Origin of the sequence: Lactobacillus sp. MRS-253-APC-2B (assembly GCF_012843675.1) — a bacterium.
In the GTDB taxonomy this organism is placed as follows: Bacteria; Bacillota; Bacilli; order Lactobacillales; family Lactobacillaceae; genus Limosilactobacillus; species Limosilactobacillus pulli.
The window spans coordinates 18,080-44,343 of the sequence record NZ_JABAFO010000006.1 but is presented as its reverse complement, the minus strand read 5'-3'; the positions used below and the strand labels follow the sequence as shown (position 1 = coordinate 44,343).

Below are 26,264 nucleotides of genomic sequence, written 5' to 3'. Positions count from 1 at the left end.
GGGCTTAAAATCTAGCAACTTCAACAAGATCACCGCATTTTAAAGTCTTGCCAGTCGTTTCTGATAGCACGTGGCTCAATCTGCATGCCGGCGACTTTGGCATATGGATTGGGACTAGCTTGAACTTCTTTGACAAACATTTTGACTGCTGCAGCTGGGCCCTGGACATCGATCGTAACGCTGCCGTCCCATTCATTTTTGACTTGACCGACCAGACCATGCTGTAACGCCAGTTCATGAGTTGACCAGCGAAAACCAACGCCCTGGACTCTGCCAGTGACGACAATATGATAATTAAGCATAAAAACCCCTCCCATAAGCGGTTGACGATTATCAAGGATCGTTAGGATAATGGTATAATTAAGTTAACGATAAACTGAGGTGAAAAATCAGACTATGGAAGAACTAACTTCAATTCACAACCAACGCGTCAAGAACTGGAAAAAACTACAGACCCGCAAGTATCGCCGCCAAACCGGTCAATACATGCTGGATGGCTGGCATCTGGTTCAAGAAGCCATTCAAAGCGGCTTGACGATTCATGAACTGATCGGCACCAGCGATGCACTGGCCGAACACAGTGATATTGTATCACGAGTCGAGGCGGTCTATCAGGTCACGCCTGAGATCATGCGTCATATTACAGAAACGATCACGCCGCAAGGAATCGCCGCCATTGTTGACATGCCGGATCTCAAGCGTATGCCTAAACTGCCGCTTCATGGAGCCTGGCTGCTGTTGGATCGAGTGCAGGATCCGGGCAACGTGGGCACGATGGTCAGAACGGCCGATGCAGCAGGCTTTGCAGGTGTGGTTGCCGGTGATGGTACTGCCGACTTATGCAGTCCTAAGGTCGTACGCTCTATGCAGGGCAGTCAGTTTCATTTGCAGCTGTTTGAAGGCGATCTTAGCAAGTGGATCGATGATTTCAAGCATCAGCAGGCACCGGTTTATGGCACGCAGCTCAACCCGGCGGCCAAGAATTTCCGCAGTGTTCACCCTGGAAATGACTTTGCTCTGATCATGGGCAACGAGGGCCAGGGGATGAGCGATCGACTTTTGAGCCAGACTACGGATAATCTGTATATTCCGATGCGTGGTCAAGCCGAGTCGCTTAACGTGGCGGTTTCAGCTGGCATCTTGATGTTTCAGCTGAATGCCCAGGACTAGATCCTCAGTTATCGTCAGTCTCAGCAGATTGCTTACTATTAATACTTACATTTTATAAGAGCGTATTAATTTATTTTTGATGGCGAATCGTGTATGATATTGACAAATAAAGGAAGGGGCCAGTTACTATGAAAACCGAGAACGAATGGCGTCAAGACCCTGAGTATGTTTCACTGGTTAAGGATCTGCTGGAACAGCCGGCCGTCAAAAGGCTTGCGCACTATAAACAGCATCATCATTCCAACCGTCTGCAGCATTCGATTGCCGTTTCATTTGACAGCTACAAGCTGGCAAAGAAAATGCATCTGGACTACAAGAGCACTGCTCGCGCTGGACTCTTGCACGATCTGTTCTACTATGACTGGCGAACTACCAAATTCAATCTGGGATCGCATGCCTTTATTCACCCTCGCGTTGCACTGCGGAATGCCGAAAAGATCACGCACCTGAACAAAAAAGAACGTGACATTATCTTAAAGCATATGTTTGGTGCTACGATGGCCGTGCCGCGTTATATGGAGAGTCTGATCGTGTCAATGGTCGACAACTACGAGGCCGAGCATGAATTCTTTGGCCCATTGCGCAAAAAACTGGAGCAGCAAAAAGAAATCGTGAATTGGCATGCCATTCCTTCCAAAACCAGGAAAAAAGTCTAATTTGAGGAAGGGGAGATTTGATGGATCAAGTAAAAGCCAAGCAGGATGATTTTACGCTGTGTCCAAAGTTTACCGAAACGTTTGCCATGTTGGGCAAGAAATGGAATGGGCTGATCATTGAGGTACTGCTGCATGAGCATACGCAGCGGTTCAAGGATCTGGCGGCTCATGTCGAAAAGTGCAGTGATCGGGTGCTTTGCGAGCGTTTAAAGGAACTGGAAGAAGATGGGATTGTTTCACGCAATACCTATCCAGGCGAAAGTCGCGTTGACTATTCATTGACTGAGCGCGGACGTGAGCTGGCTCCAGTTATGGACGCCGTGCATCAGTGGAGTGATCGCTGGTGCGGGTGCAATTAAAATTAGGACTTGACCATGCCGTCATGATTGCCTAAAATAGCCTTATATTTATTAAAGCGACTGTGATGGAAATTAGTAGCTGATTAGGCGGCACTTAGGGAGAAATGATCATCGACTGCAAGTCATTTCTGCCGGCATTAGTGAATTTCACTTCCGGAGTCGGTACCTTGTATCCCGGTTGACAACCGTTATCAGTCATTTGAGCGTATGACATTGTCATAAACCAGGGTGGTACCGCGAATAACTCGTCCCTCGATTCGTCGAGGGGCGAGTTTTTTTGTGGCCACGCTAAGGAGGAAAATGATGGGTTTAAGAGAAAAACTTGAAGAATTGCGTCAACAAGGGCTCAATGAAATTGAAAACAGTGAGGACTTAAAGAACGTTAATGATATTCGCGTAAAATTGCTGGGTAAGAAAGGTCCAATCACCAACGTCTTGCGCGGCATGCGTGATCTGACGGCTGAAGAACGGCCCAAAGTCGGCAAGTTTGCCAATGAGGTTCGTGATGAATTGCAACGAGCCTTGGAAGATAAAAAAGCCAGTCTGGAACAGGCCGTAATGGATGCCAAGCTGCAAAGCGAATCAATCGATGTTACCCTGCCAGGGACGCCGGTTGCTCAAGGGCAGCCACACGTGATCCAGCAGATTATTGACCAACTGGTAGATCTGTTTATTGGGATGGGCTATGAAGTGGCAGTCGGTGATGAGGTTGAACAAGAAGAATACAACTTTGAAAAGCTGAATCTGCCAAAAGATCACCCAGCTCGTGACATGCAGGATACTTTCTACATCACGCCATCCGTTCTGATGCGGACCCAGACTTCGCCAATGCAGGCCCGTATGATGGAGACGCACGACTTTTCCAAGGGTCCTTTGAAGATGATCTCGCCAGGTAAGGTTTACCGGCGCGATACCGATGACGCTACGCACAGCCATCAGTTCCATCAAGTTGAAGGACTGGTTGTCGGTGAGCATGTAACGATGGCCGATTTGAAGGGGACGCTGGAAGTCGTTGCCCAAAATCTGTTTGGCGATCAATTAAAGGTGCGTCTGCGTCCAAGCTACTTCCCATTTACTGAGCCAAGCGTTGAAGCTGACGTTACTTGTTTCAACTGTCTGGGTAAAGGATGCGGCATCTGCAAGGGCAATGGCTGGATTGAGGTGCTGGGTGCCGGTATGGTTCATCCAAACGTCTTGAAGATGTCAGGCGTTGATCCCGATGTATATGGCGGTTTTGCCTTTGGTCTGGGACCAGATCGTTTCGCCATGATTAAATACGGCGTTGAAGACATTCGTGACTTCTACCAAAACGACATGCGCTTCTTGACTCAATTTGATCAGAAAGGATAATCTCAATGAAAGTTTCATACCAATGGTTAAATGAATATCTGCCTCTTGAAGAAAATAAGATTGAACCAAATGCGCTGGCACAAAAACTGGCCTTGACCTCGGTTGACATCAATGAAGTCTACTCACCAAGCGATGGGCTGAGCAATATTGTCGTTGGCCAGGTTGAATCAATCAAGCCACATCCAGACTCTGATCACTTGAATCTGTGCCAAGTCAAGATCAGCGAAGGTGCCACGGTTCAGATTGTCTGTGGTGCACCAAACGTCAGCCAGGCACTGGGCAAGAAGGTCATCGTTGCCTTAGCCGGTGCCAAGTTAAAGGACGGCACCAAGATCAAGCGTGGCAAGATCCGCGGTGAAGAATCAAACGGGATGCTGTGTGCACTGCAAGAAATTGGCTTTAGCGACAAAATCGCTCCCAAAGCCTATGAAGAAGGCATCTGGTTCTTAAATGACGATGCCAAGGTCGGCGATGCGGTCTTTTCCTACCTAGGAATGGACGATACGATCATTGATACCGACTTGACGCCTAACCGTGGCGATATGCTGAGCATGTACGGCAACGTTAATGATCTAAGTGCAATCTATGACTTGCCAAACAACTTTAAGACCTACGACGTTAAAGAAAATGGCACGCAAAAGGCTGGCGATCTATTGAAGATCACGATTCCTGATCCTCAGATTGCACCAACCTATAAAGCACGGGTGATTAAAAACGTTAAGCTGGGCGAGAGTCCAATGTGGCTGCAGATTCGTTTGTGGAACGCTGGGATTCGCCCAATCAATAATGTCGTTGACGTTACCAACTACATTTTGCTCAAGTATGGTCAGCCAATGCACAGCTATGACTACGACCGTCTGCCAGCCCATGATCTGAGCGTTCGCCATGCGCATGAAGGCGAAAAGTTTGTAACGCTGGATGAGGCCGAACAAACGCTGCAAAAAGAAGACATCCTGGTAACCTCAAACGATGAGCCAGTCTGCCTGGCCGGAACGATGGGCGGCTTGAGCACGGCAGTTAACGATCAGACGCAAAACGTAGTCTTAGAAGCTGCTATCTTTGATTCAGTAATGGTGCGCAAGCAGGCTCGCCGACTGGATCTGCACAGTGAAAGCTCAATGCGGTTTGAACGAGGCATCAATCCAGAAACCGTGGAAACGGCACTGAACGAAGCAGCTTACTGGCTTCAGCAATTGGCTGACGGTGAAGTTGAACAGGGGATCGTTACTGGCAGTGAAAAACCGGTTGAATCCACGCCGATTACGATGTCTGTAAACAAGGTCAACGCCGTTTTGGGTACGGAGCTGAAGCTTGAGCAGATTGAAAACATCTTTGATCGCTTGAAGTTTGCCTACACGCAGTCAGGTGATGATGCACTGGTCGTTAATGTTCCGGCCCGGCGCTGGGATATCAGCATTGCAGCCGATTTAAACGAAGAAATCGCGCGGCTGTATGGTTATGAAAACATTCCATCAACTTTACCAACTATGACGCGGACGCTGGGTGGCTTAAATCCACGCCAAAAATTCTTGAAAGCTACGCGCCAATCTTTGCAAAGCATGGGGCTCAACCAAGCTATCAGCTACTCATTGATGAATGAAAAGCAGGCTCAGCAGTTTACGATTGATCCAGCCGTTACGCCAATGCAGCTGGACTATCCAATGAGCTCTGATCACACGACGGCTCGTGAAAGCATTATTAGTGGTCTTTTGGTTGACGTAGCCTACAATACGACTCGCCAGGTTGAAGACATCGCGCTTTACGAACAAGGTCGCGTCTTTATTCCTAAAGGCGGTGAGCGTCCTGAAGAACAAGAGCACGTTGCTGGGGCCATGGCCGGCAGTCTGTTGGCTGACAGCTGGCATCTTGAGAAGCGTCCGGTTGACTTCTACCAGATCAAGGGAATTGTAGAACGCTACTTACACAACATGGCAATTGCTGGTACGATCGAATACGTAGCCGACAGCACGCGCAAGGAGATGCATCCAGGACGGACCGCCAATATTCTGCTTAATGGCAAGCTGATTGGTTTTGTCGGTCAGATTCACCCACAATTTGCTAAGGACTTAAAGATTCCAGCTACCTATGTCTTTGAACTGAACTTGGAAGCATTGATGGTGGCTGAAAAACTGCCAAAACAGTACCTGCACATCAGCAAGTACCCAGCCGTAACGCGTGACATTGCCCTGTTGGTTGATGAGGACGTAACCAATGAAGAAGTTGTTGATCTGATCTATCAAAAGGGTGGTCAATATCTCAAGGACGTGCATCTGTTTGACGTTTACACGGGCGCCAAGCTGCCAGCTGGCAAAAAGTCGCTGGCCTACACGCTGACCTATCAGGCTGACGACACGACGCTGACTGAAGATCAGGTTAACGATGCCTTTGCTCGAGTAGAAAAGCATCTGCAAGACGTCTTGAATGCTGAGATTCGTTAATTTATGACTGATTAGGGAACGTCAAAACTGGCGGTCCCTTTTTGTCATTTTGTCAGAGGAATTAAAAATGCCCAATTTTACCAAACAACAGCTGCGGCGCCAAAACATCGTCACCATAATTGTGATTGCTATTTTAATCATTGGCGGATTAGTGATTCATGGCTGGTTTAATCATGAGCTGCTGCCAGTTGATACTAGTGATCAAACCAAACGTGTGGTGGTGATTCCAAAGGGTACGACCGATAAACAGACCGGGTCCTTGCTAAAAAAACAAAAACTGGTACGCAATGCCTATGTGTTCGACTATTATTTGCAAACGCACAAGACGCAGGGAATTAAGGCCGGGCGCTTTTATCTAAAACGGAGTCAGTCAACGCCTCAGATTGTAGAAAAGCTGCAGCAAAAACCGACTGCAACGACAAATACCAGTGAATAACCTTGTCGCTGCTATCTGGCTGCGCTATACTAAATTTTGTATTGACAAATAAAGGAGAAATTTAGCGTGAACAATGATGACAAACGTCCAATCATTATTGGCGTAACGGGCGGCTCCGGCAGTGGTAAAACCACGGTCAGCCGTGCCATCTACAATCAGCTGCATGGCCAGTCCATTCAGATTATTACTCAAGATACCTACTACAACGACCAGGCCGACATGACCATGGAGCAGCGTAAGGCCGTTAACTATGATCATCCCCTGGCTTTTGACACGGATCTGTTGGTTGAGCAGCTGGACCAATTACGGCATAATCAAGCCATTGAAATGCCGGTTTATGACTATAAAGCCTACACGCGGGCTAAGGAGACCGTGCATGTGGAACCACAAGACGTGATTATTCTGGAAGGCATTTTGATCCTGGATGACGAGCGCCTTCGTAATCTGATGGATATCAAGGTGTATGTTGATACTGATGATGACATTCGCATCATTCGCCGTATTCAGCGTGATATGGAAGAGCGGGGGCGGTCTTTGGATTCAATCATTGGTCAATATCTGGCAACGGTTAAGCCAATGTATCACCAATTTATCGAACCAACCAAGCGCTACGCTGATTTGATCGTACCAGAGGGTGGCGAAAACCAGGTCGCAATTGATCTTTTATCGACTAAGGTTCGCGACATTTTGGTCAAGCGCGGTCATACTGAACTAAAGTAACATTAATGATGGTTTACAATTAATGTTTAGCATGTTAACGTTGCAAAAGACGAAACTTAAAATCATTTCTAAATAAAAATCAAAGGAGTTATTGAAATGGCTGAAGAAAAAAGCTACCCAATGACGGCTGAAGGTAAGCAAAAACTGGAAGAAGAACTGGAAAACCTGCGTCTGGTACGGCGCCCAGAAGTAATCAAACGAATCAAGATTGCCCGCAGCTATGGTGACCTTTCGGAAAACTCCGAATACGAGTCAGCCAAAGACGAGCAGTCATTTGTTGAAAGCCGGATCTCACAGATCGAACACATGCTGCAGTACTCGGTGATCATCGACAACAATGACGTGGCTGCTGACGAGGTATCAATGGGTCGTCAGGTAACGTTTAAAGAACTGCCGGACGAAGAACCGGAAACCTACCAAATCGTTGGTGAATCCGAATCTGACCCACTGAACGGCAAGATCTCAAACGAATCGCCAATGGCTAAGGGCTTGATTGGTCACAAGGTTGGTGAAGAAGTTGAAATTGAGATTCCAAATGGCACGATGAAGGTCAAGATTTTGGAAGTTAAGTAAGCTTCCAATAATTCCCCGCTTCAAAAGCGAAGTGGGGAATTTTTTTATTACGTCTGTGTTGACAAATGTAATTATAAAGTTCAAAATGATTACGGTTAAAGATTACAATCGTAAACAAAAGGAGAATGGAATAATGATTAAAGTCTTAGTTTTATTGATTGCTGTATTATTAATTGCTGCAATTATCTGGTGGTTCTTTGGCCGTCATCAAGAAAAGGCCGTTGCGGCTGACGTTAGTGCCGACAGCCAGGATCAGAAGGTAAAAGTAGAAGTTAATGGTGGTTATTCGCCAAGTACGATTGTCTTAAAAAAAGGCGTACCGGCAGAACTGGATTTTTATCGCAAGGATCCTTCATCTTGCTTGGAACGGGTCGTCTTTCCAGATATGGGAATCAACGAAAAACTGCCACAAAATCAGCTGCACCAGATTAAAGTTGATACCAGCAAGGCTGGCGAGTATGAGTTTGCCTGTGGGATGAATATGTTTCATGGTAAGGTGATCGTAAAATGATGAGCATCAAAAAGCGTTTTTGGCTGGCTTTGATGCTGGCGTTACCGATGTTATATGACATGCTGGCTATGTTTTTTAATTGGCCAATGATCCCAAACGGTGACTGGGTGGCATTGATTTTGACAACGTTGATCATGCTGATCTCAGGCCGTGCATTTGTTCAGAGTGCCTGGGCAGCATTTTTGCATCACCATGCCAACATGGACACGTTGGTTGCCGTTGGGACCATGACGGCATATCTGTACAGTATCTACGCGCTATTGCATCATCAAGGCGTATTTTTTGAAAGTGCCGCTTACATCATTGTCTTCGTTTTGCTTGGGCAGTACCTGGAAGACAAGATGCGCACGCAAGCCTCACAGTCAACAACCAGACTGCTGCAGCTGCAGGTTAAAAACGCCACGCTGATTAAAGATGGCCAAACCAAAGAAGTTCCGATTGAAGACGTTAAAATCGGTGATCGCCTGCTGGTACGTCCTGGTGAAAAAATTGCTACCGACGGCAAGGTAGTTGCTGGTCATTCAACGGTCAACGAGTCAATGATTACCGGTGAGAGCATGCCGATTGAAAAGCAGGCCGGCGATGCAGTGATCGGTGGTACCCTCAATCAAACGGGGATGCTGGAATATATCGCCGAAAAAGTTGGCAAGGATACCATGCTGGCTCAAATCGTTGAGATCGTCAAGCATGCTCAGTCCAGCCATGCACCGATACAAAAACTGGCGGATCGGATTGCTGATATTTTCGTTCCAGTGGTCTTGATGATTGCAATTGCCGTTTTTGCCGTCTGGTACGTCTTTTTGGATGCTGAATTAGCCAAGGCACTGACTTTTGCCGTTTCGACAATCGTGATTGCCTGTCCATGTGCTTTAGGAATTGCCACGCCAACTGCCTTGATGGTTGGTACCGGACGTGCTGCCAAGCTGGGAATTTTGATCAAGAATGGCGAGGTTTTGGAAACTGCCAGCCATATTAAAAACGTGGCCTTTGACAAAACCGGGACGATTACGCTGGGACAGCCAGTCGTTACCGATGTGATCGGGGAGCAAGAACAAGCCTTAACACTGGCAGCCGGTTTGGAATCATTGTCTGAGCATCCCTTGGCTGGTGCCATTGTTAAAAAGGCACAGGATCAAAAGCTTACGCTGCCTACTGTTACTGATTTTAAGAATCTAACAGGCCAAGGCGTCACTGGCATAATCAATGGTCAAACCGTTTTTGTCGGCAAACCGGATCTGGCCAGCCAGCCAATTGCCAAAACACTGCAAGTCAAAATGAATCAGCTGCAGTCAGATGGCAAGACGGTAGCAGCAATCGGCCAAGCAGGCAAAGTAATCGGCTTGATTGCAATTCAAGACGTCCCTAAGCCATCTGCCAAGGCTGCGATTGAAAAGCTTAAGCAGCAAGGCTATCACACGGTTATGATTACCGGTGACAATGAGCAGGCGGCCCAAGCAATTGCCAAGCAGGTTGGCATCGATGAGGTAATTGCCTCGGTTATGCCAGGCGATAAGGCACAACGAGTCAAAAATCTGCAAAATCAAGGTGTAACAGCCTTTGTCGGTGATGGGATCAATGACGCACCGGCATTAGCAACTGCGGATGTCGGCATTGCGATGGGCTCGGGAACTGATGTGGCAATTGAGACGGGCGGCATTGTTTTAATCAAGAACAGTCTTAAAGATGTCGTTAGGGCACTTTCAATAGCTAAAAAGACCTTTGCCCGCATCAAGTTGAATCTGTTTTGGGCTTTGATCTACAATCTGATCGGTATTCCAATCGCGGCCGGTGTTTTCGCGCATTGGGGAATTGAGCTCAGTCCTGCCTTGGCGGGGTTGGCAATGGCCTTTAGCTCAGCTTCGGTGGTTGCCAGCTCATTGCTGTTAAACGTTGCTAAAATTGACGAATGAAAAAAAGAGGCTGGGAATAAAGTCTCAAAACAAAAAATGGCTGAAGATTGCGTGACTTAAAACGCTGATCTTCGGCCATTTTTATTATTAAAGTTGTTTTATATAGTAATCAAATAAATTTTACTGTCTGCGTCGAATGCCAGATCTGATCCACCAGAGACTGGCGCCAAGACTGATCAGCGTGATCGCCGTACCTAAGATCAAGTATGGTGGAATGTAATACATCGAGACCGTATGCTTGCCAGCAGACATTGAGATGGCCATGAAGGTACTCAAAGCTTTTTTAGGCGTGACCGTTTTGCCATCAACCTTAACGTGCCAACCCTTGTCATAAGGAATGGTGGTCATCAAAAGATCCTGACCATGCTTAAGATTGATCGTCCCCTTGATGCGGTTGGATCCATAGCTGGTGACCTTTAATGGCGACTGCTTTAAGGTCTTGAGACTGGCATTGAAAGCTTTTTGGTTAAGCATGTAGAGGCTGACGTTTTGCATCCACAAAGTTGAGTTCTTTAGGCTGAAGATGATCTTGATGGTCTTGCCTTTAGCATGGTTAGCCACGTTGACCGTTACCGTATTACGATAGGTGTCATATTGGGTTAAAGCTTTGCCGTTGATCGTAATCGTGGCATTGTTTTTGATGTTGGCACCAAGCGTCAGATAATAAGAATTGTTGGTTGTTGGTGTAAACTCAAGCTCAATGCTTGCCGGAGTCATGAGGTTGCGCTTTTTGAAGGTCGTACCGGTAATCTGCACGGCTGATTGAACATTGCCAAACGTCACATGGTTAAAGTTTTGCACCTGGAACAATGACTGGTTGATATTGCGGCCAGCCAGTGACTGAAAAATCTGTGACTGATAGGACAGGGGATCTAACGTATTATGCGTCAGATTCAGTACTTGGCTGCTAGCCCCAAATGCGATTGGCAAGGCATTTTGATTGGACTTGATGTTGACCATCGAAGTCTTGGCTACCGTTTTTTTCTGCTTGAGATCAGGTCTGAGGCTGGTCTGAGGTAAAACGGTATTGCCATTTTGTTGGCCAGCATGCCGCTCTTGTAAGAAGTACTTGAAGCCCAACAGCGAATCAGTAACCTGCGTGCCGTCCGTATAGGTAATAAAGCCATCACCATCCGGCTGACCGATTGCACCCATGAAAGCCGGCTGAGCAGGTTCCAGCGTCGAGCCAAAGTGATCACCGCTGTTGAAATCGGCTTGGAATGGATCGTCTTTGGTCCGCATAAAGGTCTTGCCAGTGCGATAAAGGCCACTGTCTAAAGATTTGAGCTTGGTAACGGCTTTGTCCAATTCTTTGGTATAGTTGCCAAACTCAGCTTGCGAGACATAAGAGATATTGTTTAAAGACGTAAATGCACTGGTGCTGACATCACAGACTGCCAGTAAAATCAAAAGCAGGTCATAGAGTCTTTGATTGCCCCGGCGCGGAATTAAAAGCGCCAAAATGGCAACCAGTGCAAACCCCAGCCCAATCAGCAATTGATTACGATTGATGTATGAAAGATGACTGACCTGCTTGAGCATCAGGTAGGCAAAAATGCTGCCGACCAAAGCCATTAAGCCAAGCGCGGCTGGCCACTTGATGCGAAAGTCGGGCTGCAATGTTCGCGCAGCCAGCCAGATGCTCCAAAAAGAAAATAGGTAGGAAAAACGGTAGGGGTACCAGACCGGAAACTGACCGCCATGCCAGAATAAATCCAATGCCTCGATACAAAAAGAAGCCAGCAAAAACAAGGTAATCAGGCCAGCAACCAAGCGACCGCCAATTTTTTCGCGCCGGTTGAAAAAGTAAAGTACGGCACCAATCATGATCAGCATGCCGACATAGATATTAGGCTGACCACTTGGCATCTGGTTGAAATTAAATGATCCCGGCACCAGCTTAGCCAGCATCTTCAATGGATTGTACTCGAGTTTCCAGTTCCATGACGTGGTTGTATAAGTACCCTTACTCTGAGTTAAGGCATAGGCAGTCGGCAGCAGTACGAACGCGCTGATGGCTCCAGCGATCATGGAACTGCCTAAATAGCGTCCTATGGTATAGCCGACATTGTGCCAGTGCCACTGCCAGGTGGTCTTTTCACTGGCGATCATCCAGATTCCAAATAAAACGGTAAAGATGGCCACCATCCAGGCCATATAGTAGTTGTCGATCAAAGCAGCTGCCAGCCATAGCGTGTAGGTCCAGGGACTCTGACCCTTCAGCAGCTTGCGTTCGCCATAGATGATCATTGGTAACAGGAACAAAACGTCCAGCCACAGTAGGTTGAACTGATTAGCCACCATCCAGCCCATTAAGGCATATGGCGTTGAAAAGATCCAGATGCGCGGACCTTGCTGAAGCTTTTCTTTGTCAAGCACCCAAGCCATCGAAAGTCCGGCTAGACCATATTTTAAAAGGGTCATGATGGCGATGCCGCTCGACAGGTGCTGGGCTGGGAAAAAGAGCAGCAATAGATTCAGTGGACTCCAAAGATAATATGCATTGGTCCCCCACATCTCACCGCCCAGTCCCTTGCTAAATGAATAGAGCAGACTGCTGGGGTGATGCAGAAGCGATGAGCGCAGATAGGCAAAAAAATCAACGTACTGCTGACCAAGATCTACAGTCAGGACAGTACTGCTGCCAAATGGTGCCATGCCGCGATAGGCAAAGTAGCCGCCCATAATCAAGACAGGCAGCAAGAAACTGATCAGCAAAACCAAACGGCGCTGACGAACGGTATGTGTCATATTAAAACAGATCCTTATCATAAAGTATGAAAATTACGGGTTTTATTATAGCCATAAAGTGTGAAAACTTCGTGGTTTCCTTGCTTAAAATTCGTTAAATCATCTCATAATAGGTTTAATCTTGCAAATAAAAGAGTATAGTTAAAGTCTTGAGGACAATCTTGTGGCTTGATTCTGTCGAGTCGCGAAAAATTTGTTAAAATAGACTTATTCTGTCTAAGGAGATATCGAAATTGAAGTTCTTAAATCGCTTTAAGGGCATCTTCGATCAACGCAAGAAGGGCAAAAAAACTGCGCAATCCGTGATTCCATCGCGATTGAACTTTTTGCTGTGGATCGTAGCGCTCCTTTTACTGGCCTTGGTTGCCCGCCTGTTTTATCTGCAGGTGCTGAATGGATCATCTTTTAAGGCTGAGGTCAAAAGCTCGGATACCACCGTGCAGACCAACAACGTTCAGCGTGGGATGATCTATGACTCATCTGGCAAGGTGCTGGTCGGCAATCAGGTTCACCAGGCAATTACCTATACCAAAGGCGCCGATGTTACCAGTGCGGATCTGTATAAGATTGCCAATCGTCTGGGTAACTATGTCAATGTTGGTACCAAGACCAAGTTGACGCAGCGCCAGGCAGAAGACTACTATCTGGCTGACAGCCGCAACCTAAAGGCAATTGTCAAAAAACTGCACCTGTCCAGTCAGGTTACCAGCAACGGTCAATATAACAAGGCATTAGCCTACTTGAACAAGCATCCGGAAGTCTACAAGCTGACCAAGCTGCAGCAAAACAAAGCGCGCATCTATGCTGCCATGAGCGGGGCCTATTCGCTTTCGACAACCTATATCAAGTCAACTGGCGTCACGGCTAAGGAATTAGCTGAAGTCGGTGAGCACTTAAGCGAGATGCCAGGGGTCAAGATCGGCAAGGCCTGGACGCGAAACTATCCACAGGGCAAGGCGATTCAGACACTGACTGGGACGCTGTCATCCGGGCTGCCAAGCGACGAGTTGAACTCAATGCTGGCGCAAGGCTACTCAAGAAACGACAACGTGGGTCAAAGCTATCTGGAAAAACTCTATCAGGCAACGCTGGCTGGCTCCAAGTCGCAGACTGAGGTTACAACCACTGGCAATACGAACAAAGAAAAGGTAAAATATGCCGGCAAGAAGGGTGACAACCTGGTTTTGACGATCAATTCCAAGTTCCAAAAACAGGTACAAAGCATTTTGGAAAAGAACTATTCATCAGCTGGGATCGCTTATTCAACTGGGGTCTATGCCGTCGTTATGAATCCAAATACCGGTGAGATCTACGCGATGGCTGGGATTGATCGGGATCCAACGACTGGCAAGCAGACGACCGATGAAATTGGTGCGATCAACCATCCAATTACGATGGGTTCGGTTGTCAAAGGGGCCATGATCATGGGTGGCTTTATGAGCGGTGTCATTACGCCAAGCAACAACACCTTGACTGATATGCCGATCAAGCTGGCCGGAACCAGTGCCAAGACTTCTTGGTTCAACAAGACTGGTAGTGCCAACATTGCCTTGAATGCGGCTACCGCTCTGGAAGTTTCATCCAACTCCTACATGATGCAGCTGGCAATGAAAGAAGGGGGCATGAAGTATGTCTCTGGTGGCGCGATTGACCTTGATCCATCGATCTTTACCAAGCTGCGCTACTACTTCAAGATGTTCGGCTTAGGCGTTAAGACAGGGATTGACCTGCCAGGTGAAAGTACCGGCTATGAGGGGCCTTCTAAACAGTCCAACATCGGTTCGGCACTTGACCTTTCATACGGGAACTACGATGGCTACACAACGATTCAATTGGCACAGTACATGTCAACGATTGCCAATGGCGGCTATCGGATGAGACCATATATCGTCAAGCAGATTCGTGGTACCAATAAAGACGGTTCGCTGGGGGCCATTGAATACACTACCAAGCCAGAAGTGCTGGGGACGATTCCAGCAACGGCTGCTGAATGGAAGATCGTCAAAGAAGGTCTCTATGACGTGGTTCACGGTTCCAGCACTTACATTACCGGTAAGAAATTAGCCAGTGATACGCCTTCGATTTCAGGTAAGACTGGTACGGCCGAAACGTTCTACAAGAACAACAGCACGGTTACGCTTAGTTTTGCCGGTTATGCGCCATCTAACAATCCACAGGTCGTAGTTGCCCTGGCCATCCCAGGGGCAAGCAATTCTGATGGTGGGGCCAACCTGACGATGGCTTCACAGATCTTTAAGGCTTTCTGGAAGGATGTTAAGAGCTCTAAGGACTATCAATAAAGCTGCAGATTTGACTAAAAAATATCACTGTCAAGGGAATTTCCTTAACAATCTTGGACAAAACTCTGGTCAAAGCAGTGAATTGATGATATAGTTGTACGAGTTAGGGTTACGAATAACCAATTAAATCTGAAAAAAGTTTGGAGGTTGCCACCAATGCGTGTAAACATTACTCTTGAATGTACTTCATGCCACGAACGGACTTACTTGACCAGCAAGAACCGTCGTAACAACCCGGACCGTCTTGAACTGAACAAGTACTGCCCACGGGAACGCAAGGTTACGCTGCACCGCGAAACCAAGTAATTCAAATTAAACCAGGCCCAGTCGTCAATTTGATGGCTGGGTCTTTTTTTGCTCTAAAAGTACGCCTTGTTTTCGGCAACCGAATGATTGATGCTTTTAGCTCAAACAGCATGATTTTGAACTGATTTATGCGAACGGTTGCAATTTTTGGACAAAAACGCTTGCATAAATCGCAATTAACGGTGATAATTACCTTTTGTAAACGTCTGTCAATACGTTTTACGGAGGGAGAGAAAGAAATTGACACATTCAAAAAATGAGATGCGCAAGGCGTATATTGCCCGGCTGCAGCAGCTGGATCAAAATACGCGGCTGCATGAACAGCATCGTTTGGCACAAAAGCTTTACGATCTGCCGCAATGGCGCAGTGCCCAGACGATTGCACTGACGATGAGTCAGTCGTTTGAACTGGATACCGCTCCACTGATTTTGCATGCGCGTCATGAAGGAAGGCGAGTCGTCGTTCCTCGCACGCTGCCTAAGCGGCAAATGGAGTTTGTTCAAATTGATGAGGATACCGAATTTGAAGAAACCGCATTCGGCGTTTTGGAACCGAAAGGCGGCACGGTTGTCGATCCATCAGACATTGATCTGGCCGTCGTACCGGGCGTTGCCTTTACCGTTAATGGCAAGCGGCTGGGCTTTGGCGGCGGCTATTATGATCGCTGGCTGGCCAATTATGCCGGTAATACGGTTGCCTTAGCATTGACCACACAACTGGCTGATGATGACGAATGGTCGCTCGAGGATCATGATGTTAAAATTGGTCAGGTCGTTAATTTAGAGCAGGCATAACAATGAGAGAAGCATGGCAAAAAGCGCCGCTGACCAGTCTGATTATTTTGATCCAAGTCATTGTGTTCATCTTGATGACGCTGGCTGGCGGCTCAACCAATACGCAAGTGCTGATTGAATTTGGCGCACGCTATACGCCCCTGATCAAGGCAGGTGAATGGTGGCGATTGATTACGCCCGGGTTCGTGCACATTGGACTCACGCACCTGGTCGTCAACAGTGTAACGCTATATTTTATCGGCATGTATATTGAAAATTTATTTGGCCACTGGCGATTCTTAGCGATCTATCTAATGAGTACGCTGATGGGTAATCTAGCTAGTGCGGTCTTTTTGCCACAGTCGATTTCAGCGGGTGCCAGTACCGGGATCTTTGGGCTGTTTGGCGCCTTTTTGATGCTGGGGCTGGCTTTTTGGGACGAGCCGGCAATTCATTCGCTGGCTCATCAGTTTTTGATTCTGGTGCTGCTTAATCTGGGAACCGACATTTTGGTGCCAGGAATCGATCTGGCTGGTCACTTGGGCGGTTTGCTGGGTGGATTCTTTATGGCAGCCGTGGTTGGTGCTCCACGTTTGGGCAGGATAGACTTGCTAAAACGCTTTCTAAGTGGCACTATATTGATTGTAACGATTGCAGCTTTTTTGGAAATGGGATTGCTAAAATGAAACCAATTCGCGAGATTCGCACGCTTTATGATGTTCAACAGCTTTTGAAACGCTTTAATGTCTTCGTTTACGTAGGCAAAAGGCTTTGGGATATCGAGCTGATGGCCATTGAGGTCGACAATCTTTATCGGGCTGGCGTCTTGGATAAGGATCTGTATATGCAGGCCAAGCTGGTTTTAAGAAAAGAGCACCGCATCGAAGAAGAGCTGAATCAAGAAAACAAGTCGCCTTATTAGACTGAGGCAAGGGATTTATTGAGGTTAAAGGAGAAATTTGAGCATGAACAAGAAGTTAATCGGTGTTGACCTTGGTGGGACTACGATCAAGTTTGCTATTTTAACGGACCAAGGTGAAATTCAACAAAAGTGGTCTTTGCGTACCAACATTTTGGATGAAGGTTCGCACATCGTTCCCGACATTATTCAATCCATCAACCACCATATTGATCTGTACAAGATGGACCGCAGTCAATTTATTGGTATCGGCATGGGAACGCCTGGGACGGTTAACCGTGAAGAAGGTACGGTAATTGGTGCTTACAACCTTAACTGGAAGACGCTGCAGCCAGTTAAGGAACAAATTGAAAAGGGTACTGGCCTGAAGTTTGCTCTGGACAACGATGCCAACTGTGCCGGCCTTGGCGAGCGCTGGAAGGGTGCTGGTCATGAAGGTGACGACGTTGTATTCATCACGCTGGGGACTGGCGTTGGTGGTGGGATCATCGCCAATGGCAAGCTGGTTCATGGTGTCAATGGTGCCGGTGGTGAAGTCGGTCACATCATCGTTGAGCCAAATGGTTATGAATGTACCTGTGGCAACCACGGCTGTCTGGAACAATATGCCTCGGCAACCGGGATCGTTCATCTGGCCCAAGATGCTGCTGAAGAATACGAAGGTAACAGCCGCTTGAAGGCCATGATCGACAACGGTGATGAGATCACGGCTAAGATCGTCTTTGATCTGGCCAAGGAAAACGACTTCCTGGCTAATGAAGTTGTTAACAAGGTTACCTACTACCTGGGTCTGGCATGTGCCAACATCAGCAACACGCTGAACCCTGAAACGGTTGTTATCGGTGGTGGCGTTTCGGCAGCCGGTGAGTTCCTGCTCAAGCGCGTACAGCAAAACTTCCAAAAATTTGCTTTCCCAACGGTTCGCACTTCTACTCAACTGAAGCTGGCACAATTGGGTAACGATGCTGGTGTGATCGGGGCTGCTTCATTGGCACTTGACTTTACTGCCGATGAAAAATAAACTATTTATTTGAAAACTATTTTTGGTTAGGCAAGGAGGCACGTTTTACGTGATGAATTGCCTTTCTTAAATTAAGACAAGCATGTTTGGAGGAATTGTTGTGGTACTGGGAATGAGTTCGGGATGGCTGGCTTTTGATATCATCGTATTGGCACTTTTGATTGGCTGGGGCGTAAGTGCTGGGATCAGTGCTTACCGGCGCAAGCATTATGCCACGGTGCTGGATGAAGATGCCTTCCGTGATGGCATGCGTAAGGCGCAGGTAATCGACTTGCGGCAAAAGGATGCTTTTGACAAGGGGCACATTTTAGGCGCCCGCAGTCTTCCATACATCTATCTTAAGCAGCAGTATGGCGAATTGCGGCCGGATCTGCCGGTTTACCTTTATGATGACGGCATGCAGCTGAGCACGCAGGCCGTGACTTTCTTAGCCAAAAAAGGCTACCACAAGCTCTATATCTTAAAGGGCGGCTATGCTGACTGGCATGGCAAGACGAAAAAAGCCAAGTACGCTGACTAAAAACAAAAGGCTGTTGCAGAAATGCAACAGCCTTTTTTATAATCGTAATGGATTACAGTTGGTGAGAAGAGCGTCCCTTGCGCGTAGCGGCGCGACGGTTCTCATCAAAACGATTTTCTTCTTCTTCGATTGGCTTAACGACGGTCTTGTGGAAAGCAGCCACGCCACTTGCCACCGCACCCAGAGTCGTTAAGGCACCCAATACAAAACCACGTGTAAATTTTTTCAAAAGAGTAGCCCCCTTTATGTCATTTGGCTTTATTATGACTGATTTTGAATAGATTTACCAGTAATTTTAAGCAAGGAAGGTTTTAATTTTGACTAAAGCAATAGCCATCGTTGGCCCAACTGCTGTCGGCAAGACGGCACTGTCGATTCAGCTGGCCCATGATTTAAACGGCGAGGTGATCTCAGGCGACTCGATGCAGATTTATCGTCACTTAGACATTGGTACGGCTAAGATCACGCCTGCTGAAATGGATGGCGTACCGCATCACTTGATTGATATTCGCGACCTTAACCAGCGCTTTTCGGCGGCAGAATTCCAAAAACTGGCTAATGAACAAATTGATCAGATTGCCGCTCGTCAGCATCTGCCCATGGTCGTTGGCGGGACCGGCTTTTATCTGCAGACACTGACTGAAAATCTGGCGCTGGGTGCTGATCATTTCGATGAACAATCGCAACGGATTCGCGACTACTGGCATCAAATGGCCGATCAAAAGGGCCCTGAAGCCGTTTGGAAGCAGCTGTACCAAAAAGATCCTCAGGCTGCCAAACAGATCCCGGTGGGTAATTTAAGACGTGTAATTCGGGCACTAGAGGTTATTGAAAAAACGGGCCAACTGTTTTCGCAGCAGACGCAGACCAAAAGCGACAATGAATTTTTGCTGATCGGTTTGACTACCGAACGTTCGGTTTTATATGAACGCATCAATCAACGGGTTGATTTGATGATTAAAGAAGGTCTGCTTGATGAGGCACGCTGGCTGTATGAACAAGGCGGTGAAAATTACCAGTCTGGCAAGGGAATCGGCTACCGAGAGCTGTTTCCGTACTTTAAGGGTGAGACGACGCTGGCGGATGCAATTGCCAAGATCAAGCAGGATTCCCGTCACTATGCCAAGCGTCAGTTAACCTGGTTTAGAAATAAGATGAACGTTCAATGGTATGATTTGGTTAGCGGTCGGAATACGACTAATGAAATTGAAGCTGACGTTAAAGAGTGGTTAAAAAATTAAAGTTAAACGTTAGCCAAACTAATTAATCAACGTGATCGATCATGAAAGCCCTATCAAAAATTGACTTATTTCCTTCCAATTGGTAGGCTATTAAAGTAATCAGAGGGAAGGCTGAATATAAGCATTAACCAAGGCCAATTCAATAATTGGTCTAGCCATCTGAGACTAGTTGTGAAACCGTAAGTGTGGAAGGAATGGAATAAAATGGCAAAACACGTATTCACTAAAGAAGAAGTTCATGAATTAGTTGAAAAAGAAAACGTTCATTTTCTGCGGGTAATGTTCTCTGATCTGTTTGGTACGACGAAGAGCGTTGACCTGCCCGTCAGCCAATTAGACAAGCTGATGAACAACAAGATGATGTTTGATGGCTCTTCAATCGACGGCTTTGTCCGCATCAACGAAAGTGACATGTACCTCTACCCAGACATGTCAACTTGGCTGGTCTTTCCTTGGGGTGAGGAACACGGTAAGGTTGCTCGCGTGATCTGCAGCGTGCACATGACTGATGGCACGCCATTTGCTGGTGACCCTCGCAACAACCTGATCCGTGTTTTAGACGACATGAAGAAAGCTGGCTTTACTTCATTCAACATCGGTCCGGAACCAGAATTCTTTTTGTTCAAGACTGACGAAAAGGGCAACCCAACGACTGAAGTAAACGATAACGAAAACTACTTTGATATGGAACCTGCCGATGCCGGCGAAAACTGCCGTCGCGACATTGTTTTGGCACTGGAAAAGATGGGCTTTGATGTTGAGGCTGCTCACCATGAAGTTGCTCCTGGCCAACACGAAGTCGACTTTAAGTACGCTAATGCTCTGGAAGCAGCCGACAACATTCAAACGTTTAAGTTTGTTGTTAAGTCAGTTGCCAAAAAGCATGGCTTGCACGCCACGTTTATGCCAAAGCCATTGTCTGGCATCAACGGTTCAGGTATGCACACCAACATGTCGCTGTTTGACAAAGATGGCAATAACGCCTTCTACGATGAAAAGGGCGACCTGCAATTGTCCGATACGGCTTACCACTTCCTGGCTGGGATTCTGAAGCACGCTCGCGCTTTGACGGCTATCTGCAACCCAACCGTCAACTCTTACAAGCGTCTGGTACCTGGCTATGAAGCCCCAGTTTACGTTGCCTGGTCTGCATCCAACCGTTCACCATTGATCCGGATCCCAGATGATCGTAAGATGGGTACGCGGGTTGAAATGCGCTCCGTTGACTGCACGGCTAACCCATACCTGGCAATTGCCGCTATTTTGGAAGCCGGTCTGGACGGTCTGCGCAACAACCTGACGCCAATGAAGGAAGTTACGGAAAACATCTACACGATGACGCCAGAAGAACGTGAAGCCAAGGGCATTGAAGATCTGCCATCCAACCTGCACAACGCTTTGAAGAGTCTGCGTGCCGATGACGTAGTTCGTGCATCAATGGGCGAACACCTCTACAAGAACTTCTTTGAGGCCAAGACGCTTGAATATGATGGCTACCGTCAACACGTTTCTGACTGGGAACGTGACAAGTACATGCTCCAATACTAATTTGTGTTTTGCCAAAGAGGCCTGCCAAGCTGCAGGTCTTTTTATTTTAGAGACGAAAAAAACGCAGCGTTGCAAGTGACGCTGCGTTTTTTCAAATCAAAATCGTGACTAAAACTATTCACTCAGCTTTTTAGCATCTGCATCCAGCTTAGCGAAGCCTGAACCATTAGGCTTTTTGTTGTCACGCTTTTCCATAGCCTTGCGGGCCATTTCTTTTCGTTCTTGCTTACTCAATTTACGTGCCATAATAGTTTCGCCTCTTTTCTTGACATTCAAGTAGTCCACATATGTGTAATACTCGAACAATTCTATTATAGTCATTCTTTAAGAATTTGCAACCGTTATCGCAAATGGTAAAGATTTTACAACTACCTGGATTAATCGCTTTAAAAGTTGTCAAAAATCCGCTAAGATTAAAGCAGTATTAAATTAAGGAGTCAAAGCTATGGCAAGTGTTGAACAGACAAATGGTGCGCTTGATATCAGCCAAGCAATCAACAAGCAGATTGCGGCCAAGATCAAGTATCTACAAGAATTGGAAACCGCGGTCGAACATCATGATGACTGCAAGGTATATCAATTGCTGGACAATCAGCGCTATGCTGCGGAAATTGAGCATCGCGAACAGCAGCCAAACGAGCAGGGGGTTATGAACCTGGTCGATGATCTGGCTGACCAGTTGAGCAACTTTTTGAGTGCCAACCTGATTCAATATTTGGGCAAGGCATACCCATTCTTTTACTATGAAGAATACCAAACCGGTCACTACCGCATCTACTTTGGGAACTGGTGGGATCGACGGCGCTTTGGTGAACTGGACGTCTTAAATATCCGCTTTGCCTTTGATCAAGAAGAATACCAAAAACTGGCGCGCGCCTTTGAACTAAGCAAGCAAAACAAGCGCTACAATAGTGATCGCATTGAACAGATCTCGAGTGAAAACGATCGTCTGCAAAAACTGATTGACAGTCGTCTGGAACGTGAACAAAAGCGGGCAGCCTTACAAGAGCAGCTCAAAGATGCCAGCTCACGCAGCGGTCTGTTTGAGTCCAACAAGAATCGTGAAGCACGTCAGGTAATCGTTGAACAGATCAGCAAGCTGGAAGATGAGGAACAAGAATCCCGTACGGCTGCGGACACGATCAAAGAAAATGAACGTGTCGTACTGGATCTTTCAAAAGAAAATACGATTCTAAGCTACGAGCAAAAGAGCATCATTGATACGTTTGGCACGTTTGAGGACTTCGAATTGGCCAACCGAAATCTGTATGCCAGCTATCTTAACAGCCTAGGCGGCAAAAAAGCGGGGGTGAGCGCAGATGAGCAGTAATCAAATGATCTCAACGGCAGCCGATCGCGTTCATTCACTCAGCGACTCGATTACCCAAGGCCTTGAAATCGGTCAGCGCTACGTTGCTTTACTCAATCAGCTGACTGAAACCAAGGATCCGGCTGAACTGCTTGATGCTACTGAAAAGCTGGAAGGACTCAGCCTGGAAAACGCTTTTGTCAAGTTTCCACAGCATTATCAGCTGGCTGACTACTATCTACTGCTAATGGCACGCATGCTGGAATTGAATGGCGAAAACAGTCTGGAAATCGAAGAAAATGAGATTCACCACCAGTTATTGGCTAAGATTTCGCCAATGGAGGATCAAGAGCGCTTTACGTTTGAAATCGATCCGCATAACGGTGGGGCCTTCTTTGCCGAGCAGCATCATCACGAGCCGCTGTTTTATCTGAACCTCAAGCATCAGATTCTCAAGTTCAGCAACCGGGCGCTGGTTGACTTTTTCATCGTTCGCCAGACCCAAAAGTTCAGTGATCTGGATCTGCAGGCCGTTGTTTCGCCAATGATTAAGTTTGCCTTGCTGTTGGAAAAGCAGCTTAATTTCGTCATTGATCTGGGAATTTTGGAAACTGGCAACGGTGCCCGTTTCCGCCTGCAAAAACCAGATCTGCCATTGACGATTATCGACCGGCTGTTTGTCAAAACCACGGATACCGACTACATGCTGCTGAACCTGCCACAAAACAATGGCGCCGAGCTGCGACTGGATCAAAACGTACGACTGCAGCTGGCGTTTGATCCAGACGACTATGCTCAGGAATGGAGCTTCCGGGTTCTGGACAAAGAAGAGCGCGTCTCGCTCTTTGACGTCTTATTGCATTATCCGCTGGTACGGGAATGGTACTTGGACAACCGTGAGTTCTTAGCCGTTAGAACGGATGCGATGATCTTTGCCAACAATGCCGATCAGGATCATGTTGATGAGACGCTGACCATGACGACGCCGGATCAACCGGCTCAATCAGCAGAACAGACGGCTAAAAATTTAGAAAATCAAACAGAAGTAGAAAAGGAAGATTAGTTTGTTAGATATTACTAAGTTGCTGCATGAGTCAATTGAATTTGATTGGCAGTTGGATGAGGATCATGATATTCAACTTGGTGCCGAAGCCCGCGTGCAAAACGTCTTTACTGCATTGGACGTTGAGCTGGCTGAGATTGCCAACGCTGCAGAATGGTTTAAAGTCTGGAAAGAGCACCTTGGCAAAAAATTGCCTGGCCGGACGCATCATCAGACCGTTCTGGAAGAATACGTGGATGCGCTGAACTTCTTTTTACTCTTCAGTGCCAAAAAGCAATGGACGCATCTGATTGTTTTGGATGAGCAGATGCTTGCGCGCATTAAAAATGGCAAGCCTGCTGAAAAAGTCCCAGACTGGAACAAGGAATATCTGGCCATCAAAAACTTCTTGTATGGCAGTTATTTCAATCACCGTCAAGAAGATTTTCGCCATGCCTGGCACCTGTTTTTGAAGATGGGACTGGTTGATTTTGGCTTTACTGAAGACGAGATCATGGATGCCTATGAAGAAAAGCTGAAAATCAACATTCAGCGCCAAGAAGACAACTATTAAATATATTAGCCCTGCTAGTCGCTAAGTGCTCTGGGAGGGCTTTTTTTATGACTAAAAAACGACATCCGCCATGAAGACAGATGTCGTTTTTGTTGATAAGAAAAGGCGATGCTTTGTGCCATTAGGATATTGACCTAGCAGCGGGGATTTTAAATTGCCAAAGATTTGACCAACTACAGATAAAGAAAGAATCAACGAAATGATAAAGAGCGGCAATATTTTATAATCCCGTCAAAAGCATTGTCTATATATTTCATTATTGTTACTTTTATTAAGAAATGCAATGGTTCTGTAACATAAATTTAATTCTTAATACTTTCTTAAACATTTTAGGTAAAAAATGCTGAACTAATGATCTACATATTTATCTTTCCAAGCTTATACAAAACATACAATCAATACCGTCTAGCCGTGCGTGTAAATTCCAAAAAAAGGTAACAAAAAATTATAGATACAAATTGATAGGTTATATCAGTGCTAGACGAAAAATTAGTTAGAAGTACTGATATAACAGTGTTTTGAGCATTAAATTCTAATAAAATCAACCAGAACTATTAAAAAAAATAAAAAAGGCATCTCTAACCTTAAAACCCCCTTATTAATGCCTCTAGGACACCTGGGTGATTGAGAATACCTTGATATCTATGCTTTCCGCGTTTCCAAAATGGGGCAAGTGGGAATCGAACCCACAACCTTTGGTTTAGAAGACCAATGCTCTATCCAGTTGAGCTATTGCCCCAGACTTAATTAAGTATATTATATTCCACGAAAATGTCAATAAGACAGTTGGTTAGACCATTGCCAAACCTTTTCTGTTGAAGTAGGTGTAATTTATTGACAAAGCGCTTACATCGTTTTAATCTAACGGTAGAACAAGTTTGTAGACCAGCTACATGTTTAACCTAAAGAGCTTTTTTTAGAATGGAGGCGTAGTGCCAATGACGGGCAGCAAGGTTGATCCTCGTGTAGTCAAGACCCGCAGTAGTCTCCGCAAGGCACTTGTTTATCTGATGAAGCATGAGAAGCTTGAAAACATCAGCGTCCAAAAGATTACTGAAACGGCGAACATTACTCGAGGCACATTTTATCTACATTATAAGGATAAGCGCGATTTTATCAAGTCAGCTATGAACGAGATTTTAGATGACTTGTTCGCAAAGATTATGGTTGAGCGCCAGATTATTTCCACGTCTGGTGCCTCAATTCAGGTTCTTTCATTAAATGAGGCCTTTCAATGCATTGAAAACAGTGCCGAGGTCTTTGATGTATTGTTGAACAACGAACGCAATGATTTCTTCTATGGTCAGCTTTATGATCGACTTTGCCAGGAAATGACCAAGTATGCTAAACAGCTTGGTACTGAGTTTGATGATTTTGACGTTCCAATCAAAATGCAGGTATCGTTTTTGGCATCCGCTGTTTTGGGCGTCATCAAAAGCTGGCTGCAAGATGGCATGATCTACACGCCACGCTATATGACGCAGAGCATGGTTAAGATGCTGCAGCAATTTAGCGGTGAGGGAATGCTGTTAACCTCGTTTTTTGATGGCAAGGTTAAATCAGCACTAGAAATCTAATAAGTTTGATAGTTAAATTCTCGCTTTAATGGGGCGGGGATTTTTATTTTTCTAAGCATCAAGATTCTGCACACCGCGCTGACTTTTGGAAGTAATTAGGTCCATTGCAGCGAACGAATCCAGTATCTAGAATTTACCTATCAAGATCAGTACGGAAAATTTTATCTAAATCTGTGTTTGATGTTGACGATCGGCCGAGATTTTGATACCATATGAACGTTGTATTTGTGAACCAACAACTACAACCGCACGCAACCGA

General features: G+C 46.3%; 27 protein-coding genes, 1 tRNA gene and 1 other annotated feature (1 of these 29 cut by a window edge). Of the genes, 23 read left to right on the top strand and 5 right to left on the bottom strand.

Annotated features, from left to right (window positions below; translation table 11 throughout):
• Nucleotides 1-29: 29 nt before the first annotated feature.
• Nucleotides 30-302 carry an acylphosphatase gene (locus tag HF864_RS04575; protein WP_169461892.1) on the bottom strand — a complete coding sequence of 91 codons (273 nt, stop codon included), beginning with the start codon at nucleotides 300-302 and terminating at the stop codon, nucleotides 30-32.
• 94 nt (nucleotides 303-396) lie between these two features.
• Here HF864_RS04575 and HF864_RS04570 point away from each other — a divergent pair, with 94 nt between their 5' ends.
• From HF864_RS04570 to HF864_RS04525, 10 genes are all read left to right on the top strand, one after another.
• Complete coding sequence (locus tag HF864_RS04570) at nucleotides 397-1,170, top strand: RNA methyltransferase (protein WP_169461891.1); 774 nt, start codon at nucleotides 397-399, stop codon at nucleotides 1,168-1,170.
• Nucleotides 1,171-1,298: 128 nt separating this feature from the next.
• Nucleotides 1,299-1,826 carry an HD domain-containing protein gene (locus HF864_RS04565; RefSeq protein ID WP_169461890.1) on the top strand — a complete coding sequence of 176 codons (528 nt, stop codon included), beginning with the start codon at nucleotides 1,299-1,301 and terminating at the stop codon, nucleotides 1,824-1,826.
• A gap of 20 nt (nucleotides 1,827-1,846) precedes the next feature.
• Nucleotides 1,847-2,185, top strand: a complete 339-nt coding sequence (locus tag HF864_RS04560) for a helix-turn-helix domain-containing protein (protein WP_169461889.1) — start codon at nucleotides 1,847-1,849, stop codon at nucleotides 2,183-2,185.
• Between the two features lie 303 nt (nucleotides 2,186-2,488).
• Nucleotides 2,489-3,535 carry a phenylalanine--tRNA ligase subunit alpha gene (pheS, locus tag HF864_RS04555; RefSeq protein ID WP_169461888.1) on the top strand — a complete coding sequence of 349 codons (1,047 nt, stop codon included), beginning with the start codon at nucleotides 2,489-2,491 and terminating at the stop codon, nucleotides 3,533-3,535.
• Nucleotides 3,536-3,540: 5 nt separating this feature from the next.
• Complete coding sequence (gene pheT / locus HF864_RS04550) at nucleotides 3,541-5,973, top strand: phenylalanine--tRNA ligase subunit beta (protein WP_169461887.1); 2,433 nt, start codon at nucleotides 3,541-3,543, stop codon at nucleotides 5,971-5,973.
• A gap of 67 nt (nucleotides 5,974-6,040) precedes the next feature.
• The gene (locus HF864_RS04545) at nucleotides 6,041-6,409 is read left to right on the top strand and encodes an endolytic transglycosylase MltG (RefSeq protein WP_056967988.1); all 369 of its coding nucleotides are present in this window, start codon (nucleotides 6,041-6,043) and stop codon (nucleotides 6,407-6,409) included.
• 66 nt (nucleotides 6,410-6,475) lie between these two features.
• Complete coding sequence (gene udk, locus HF864_RS04540; protein ID WP_048345325.1) at nucleotides 6,476-7,129, top strand: uridine kinase; 654 nt, start codon at nucleotides 6,476-6,478, stop codon at nucleotides 7,127-7,129.
• Nucleotides 7,130-7,225: 96 nt separating this feature from the next.
• Entirely contained in the window at nucleotides 7,226-7,702 is a 477-nt protein-coding gene (gene greA, locus HF864_RS04535) for a transcription elongation factor GreA (protein WP_006499982.1), read from the top strand.
• A 133-nt stretch (nucleotides 7,703-7,835) separates the two neighbouring features.
• Nucleotides 7,836-8,213 carry a cupredoxin domain-containing protein gene (locus HF864_RS04530; protein ID WP_205882284.1) on the top strand — a complete coding sequence of 126 codons (378 nt, stop codon included), beginning with the start codon at nucleotides 7,836-7,838 and terminating at the stop codon, nucleotides 8,211-8,213.
• On the top strand, nucleotides 8,213-10,123 hold the full coding sequence (locus HF864_RS04525; RefSeq protein ID WP_169461943.1) for a copper-translocating P-type ATPase: 1,911 nt from the start codon (nucleotides 8,213-8,215) through the stop codon (nucleotides 10,121-10,123). Before HF864_RS04530 ends, HF864_RS04525 begins: the two co-directional genes overlap by 1 nt.
• Before the next feature lie 120 nt (nucleotides 10,124-10,243).
• Here HF864_RS04525 and HF864_RS04520 read toward each other — a convergent pair whose 3' ends face one another.
• Nucleotides 10,244-12,874 (bottom strand): YfhO family protein, encoded by a 2,631-nt coding sequence (locus HF864_RS04520; protein WP_169461886.1) that lies wholly within the window; start codon nucleotides 12,872-12,874, stop codon nucleotides 10,244-10,246.
• 233 nt (nucleotides 12,875-13,107) lie between these two features.
• Here HF864_RS04520 and HF864_RS04515 point away from each other — a divergent pair, with 233 nt between their 5' ends.
• From HF864_RS04515 to HF864_RS04485, 7 genes are all read left to right on the top strand, one after another.
• The gene (locus HF864_RS04515) at nucleotides 13,108-15,174 is read left to right on the top strand and encodes a penicillin-binding protein 2 (protein WP_169461885.1); all 2,067 of its coding nucleotides are present in this window, start codon (nucleotides 13,108-13,110) and stop codon (nucleotides 15,172-15,174) included.
• Between the two features lie 156 nt (nucleotides 15,175-15,330).
• Nucleotides 15,331-15,480, top strand: coding sequence for a 50S ribosomal protein L33 (rpmG, locus tag HF864_RS04510; RefSeq protein ID WP_033935278.1), 150 nt, complete (start codon nucleotides 15,331-15,333; stop codon nucleotides 15,478-15,480).
• Between the two features lie 240 nt (nucleotides 15,481-15,720).
• Nucleotides 15,721-16,275, top strand: a complete 555-nt coding sequence (locus HF864_RS04505; RefSeq protein WP_169461884.1) for a 5-formyltetrahydrofolate cyclo-ligase — start codon at nucleotides 15,721-15,723, stop codon at nucleotides 16,273-16,275.
• A gap of 2 nt (nucleotides 16,276-16,277) precedes the next feature.
• Complete coding sequence (locus HF864_RS04500; protein ID WP_056967999.1) at nucleotides 16,278-16,940, top strand: rhomboid family intramembrane serine protease; 663 nt, start codon at nucleotides 16,278-16,280, stop codon at nucleotides 16,938-16,940.
• The gene (locus HF864_RS04495; RefSeq protein ID WP_056968000.1) at nucleotides 16,937-17,176 is read left to right on the top strand and encodes a YqgQ family protein; all 240 of its coding nucleotides are present in this window, start codon (nucleotides 16,937-16,939) and stop codon (nucleotides 17,174-17,176) included. The genes HF864_RS04500 and HF864_RS04495 overlap by 4 nt, the downstream gene beginning before the upstream one ends.
• A 43-nt stretch (nucleotides 17,177-17,219) precedes the next feature.
• Nucleotides 17,220-18,194: an ROK family glucokinase gene (locus tag HF864_RS04490; protein ID WP_056968002.1), complete on the top strand. Its 975-nt coding sequence runs from the start codon at nucleotides 17,220-17,222 to the stop codon at nucleotides 18,192-18,194.
• Nucleotides 18,195-18,288: 94 nt separating this feature from the next.
• The gene (locus HF864_RS04485) at nucleotides 18,289-18,714 is read left to right on the top strand and encodes a rhodanese-like domain-containing protein (RefSeq protein WP_235803990.1); all 426 of its coding nucleotides are present in this window, start codon (nucleotides 18,289-18,291) and stop codon (nucleotides 18,712-18,714) included.
• A 52-nt stretch (nucleotides 18,715-18,766) separates the two neighbouring features.
• On the opposite strand, the gene HF864_RS04480 is transcribed toward HF864_RS04485, so the two are convergent.
• A complete protein-coding gene (locus tag HF864_RS04480) occupies nucleotides 18,767-18,943 on the bottom strand; it encodes a DUF3042 family protein (protein ID WP_081036732.1) in 177 nt (58 codons plus the stop codon).
• Nucleotides 18,944-19,031: 88 nt separating this feature from the next.
• Here HF864_RS04480 and miaA point away from each other — a divergent pair, with 88 nt between their 5' ends.
• Together miaA and glnA are read left to right on the top strand one after the other, a co-directional pair.
• On the top strand, nucleotides 19,032-19,955 hold the full coding sequence (gene miaA, locus HF864_RS04475; protein WP_169461883.1) for a tRNA (adenosine(37)-N6)-dimethylallyltransferase MiaA: 924 nt from the start codon (nucleotides 19,032-19,034) through the stop codon (nucleotides 19,953-19,955).
• 204 nt (nucleotides 19,956-20,159) lie between these two features.
• Nucleotides 20,160-21,503: a type I glutamate--ammonia ligase gene (glnA, locus tag HF864_RS04470; RefSeq protein ID WP_169461882.1), complete on the top strand. Its 1,344-nt coding sequence runs from the start codon at nucleotides 20,160-20,162 to the stop codon at nucleotides 21,501-21,503.
• A gap of 114 nt (nucleotides 21,504-21,617) precedes the next feature.
• Here glnA and HF864_RS09530 read toward each other — a convergent pair whose 3' ends face one another.
• Nucleotides 21,618-21,749, bottom strand: a complete 132-nt coding sequence (locus tag HF864_RS09530; RefSeq protein WP_272209307.1) for a hypothetical protein — start codon at nucleotides 21,747-21,749, stop codon at nucleotides 21,618-21,620.
• A gap of 199 nt (nucleotides 21,750-21,948) precedes the next feature.
• Between HF864_RS09530 and HF864_RS04465 the strand changes: the two genes are divergently transcribed.
• The 3 genes from HF864_RS04465 to HF864_RS04455 are packed head-to-tail and all read left to right on the top strand — an operon-like array spanning nucleotide 21,949 to nucleotide 24,428.
• On the top strand, nucleotides 21,949-22,833 hold the full coding sequence (locus HF864_RS04465; RefSeq protein WP_169461881.1) for an exonuclease SbcC: 885 nt from the start codon (nucleotides 21,949-21,951) through the stop codon (nucleotides 22,831-22,833).
• Nucleotides 22,823-23,875: a hypothetical protein gene (locus tag HF864_RS04460; protein WP_169461880.1), complete on the top strand. Its 1,053-nt coding sequence runs from the start codon at nucleotides 22,823-22,825 to the stop codon at nucleotides 23,873-23,875. The genes HF864_RS04465 and HF864_RS04460 overlap by 11 nt, the downstream gene beginning before the upstream one ends.
• 1 nt (nucleotide 23,876) lies before the next feature.
• Nucleotides 23,877-24,428, top strand: coding sequence for a dUTP diphosphatase (locus HF864_RS04455; RefSeq protein ID WP_056968011.1), 552 nt, complete (start codon nucleotides 23,877-23,879; stop codon nucleotides 24,426-24,428).
• A 665-nt stretch (nucleotides 24,429-25,093) separates the two neighbouring features.
• On the opposite strand, the gene HF864_RS04450 is transcribed toward HF864_RS04455, so the two are convergent.
• Nucleotides 25,094-25,167 (bottom strand) — tRNA-Arg (locus tag HF864_RS04450).
• Between the two features lie 199 nt (nucleotides 25,168-25,366).
• On the opposite strand from HF864_RS04450, the gene HF864_RS04445 reads away from it, so the two are divergent.
• On the top strand, nucleotides 25,367-26,005 hold the full coding sequence (locus HF864_RS04445; protein WP_169461879.1) for a TetR/AcrR family transcriptional regulator C-terminal domain-containing protein: 639 nt from the start codon (nucleotides 25,367-25,369) through the stop codon (nucleotides 26,003-26,005).
• Between the two features lie 233 nt (nucleotides 26,006-26,238).
• Nucleotides 26,239-26,264: a sequence feature (ribosomal protein L21 leader region), on the top strand (it continues 45 nt past the right edge of the window).

What these genes read in the sequence shown, in the direction of transcription:
- HF864_RS04575 (WP_169461892.1), bottom strand. Translation starts at nt 302, where the DNA reads ATGCTTAATTATCATATTGTCGTCACTGGCAGAGTCCAGGGCGTTGGT.
- HF864_RS04570 (WP_169461891.1), top strand. Translation starts at nt 397, where the DNA reads ATGGAAGAACTAACTTCAATTCACAACCAACGCGTCAAGAACTGGAAA.
- HF864_RS04565 (WP_169461890.1), top strand. Translation starts at nt 1,299, where the DNA reads ATGAAAACCGAGAACGAATGGCGTCAAGACCCTGAGTATGTTTCACTG.
- HF864_RS04560 (WP_169461889.1), top strand. Translation starts at nt 1,847, where the DNA reads ATGGATCAAGTAAAAGCCAAGCAGGATGATTTTACGCTGTGTCCAAAG.
- pheS (WP_169461888.1), top strand. Translation starts at nt 2,489, where the DNA reads ATGGGTTTAAGAGAAAAACTTGAAGAATTGCGTCAACAAGGGCTCAAT.
- pheT (WP_169461887.1), top strand. Translation starts at nt 3,541, where the DNA reads ATGAAAGTTTCATACCAATGGTTAAATGAATATCTGCCTCTTGAAGAA.
- HF864_RS04545 (WP_056967988.1), top strand. Translation starts at nt 6,041, where the DNA reads ATGCCCAATTTTACCAAACAACAGCTGCGGCGCCAAAACATCGTCACC.
- greA (WP_006499982.1), top strand. Translation starts at nt 7,226, where the DNA reads ATGGCTGAAGAAAAAAGCTACCCAATGACGGCTGAAGGTAAGCAAAAA.
- HF864_RS04530 (WP_205882284.1), top strand. Translation starts at nt 7,836, where the DNA reads ATGATTAAAGTCTTAGTTTTATTGATTGCTGTATTATTAATTGCTGCA.
- HF864_RS04525 (WP_169461943.1), top strand. Translation starts at nt 8,213, where the DNA reads ATGAGCATCAAAAAGCGTTTTTGGCTGGCTTTGATGCTGGCGTTACCG.
- HF864_RS04520 (WP_169461886.1), bottom strand. Translation starts at nt 12,874, where the DNA reads ATGACACATACCGTTCGTCAGCGCCGTTTGGTTTTGCTGATCAGTTTC.
- rpmG (WP_033935278.1), top strand. Translation starts at nt 15,331, where the DNA reads ATGCGTGTAAACATTACTCTTGAATGTACTTCATGCCACGAACGGACT.
- HF864_RS04500 (WP_056967999.1), top strand. Translation starts at nt 16,278, where the DNA reads ATGAGAGAAGCATGGCAAAAAGCGCCGCTGACCAGTCTGATTATTTTG.
- HF864_RS04495 (WP_056968000.1), top strand. Translation starts at nt 16,937, where the DNA reads ATGAAACCAATTCGCGAGATTCGCACGCTTTATGATGTTCAACAGCTT.
- HF864_RS04490 (WP_056968002.1), top strand. Translation starts at nt 17,220, where the DNA reads ATGAACAAGAAGTTAATCGGTGTTGACCTTGGTGGGACTACGATCAAG.
- glnA (WP_169461882.1), top strand. Translation starts at nt 20,160, where the DNA reads ATGGCAAAACACGTATTCACTAAAGAAGAAGTTCATGAATTAGTTGAA.
- HF864_RS09530 (WP_272209307.1), bottom strand. Translation starts at nt 21,749, where the DNA reads ATGGCACGTAAATTGAGTAAGCAAGAACGAAAAGAAATGGCCCGCAAG.
- HF864_RS04465 (WP_169461881.1), top strand. Translation starts at nt 21,949, where the DNA reads ATGGCAAGTGTTGAACAGACAAATGGTGCGCTTGATATCAGCCAAGCA.
- HF864_RS04460 (WP_169461880.1), top strand. Translation starts at nt 22,823, where the DNA reads ATGAGCAGTAATCAAATGATCTCAACGGCAGCCGATCGCGTTCATTCA.
- HF864_RS04445 (WP_169461879.1), top strand. Translation starts at nt 25,367, where the DNA reads ATGACGGGCAGCAAGGTTGATCCTCGTGTAGTCAAGACCCGCAGTAGT.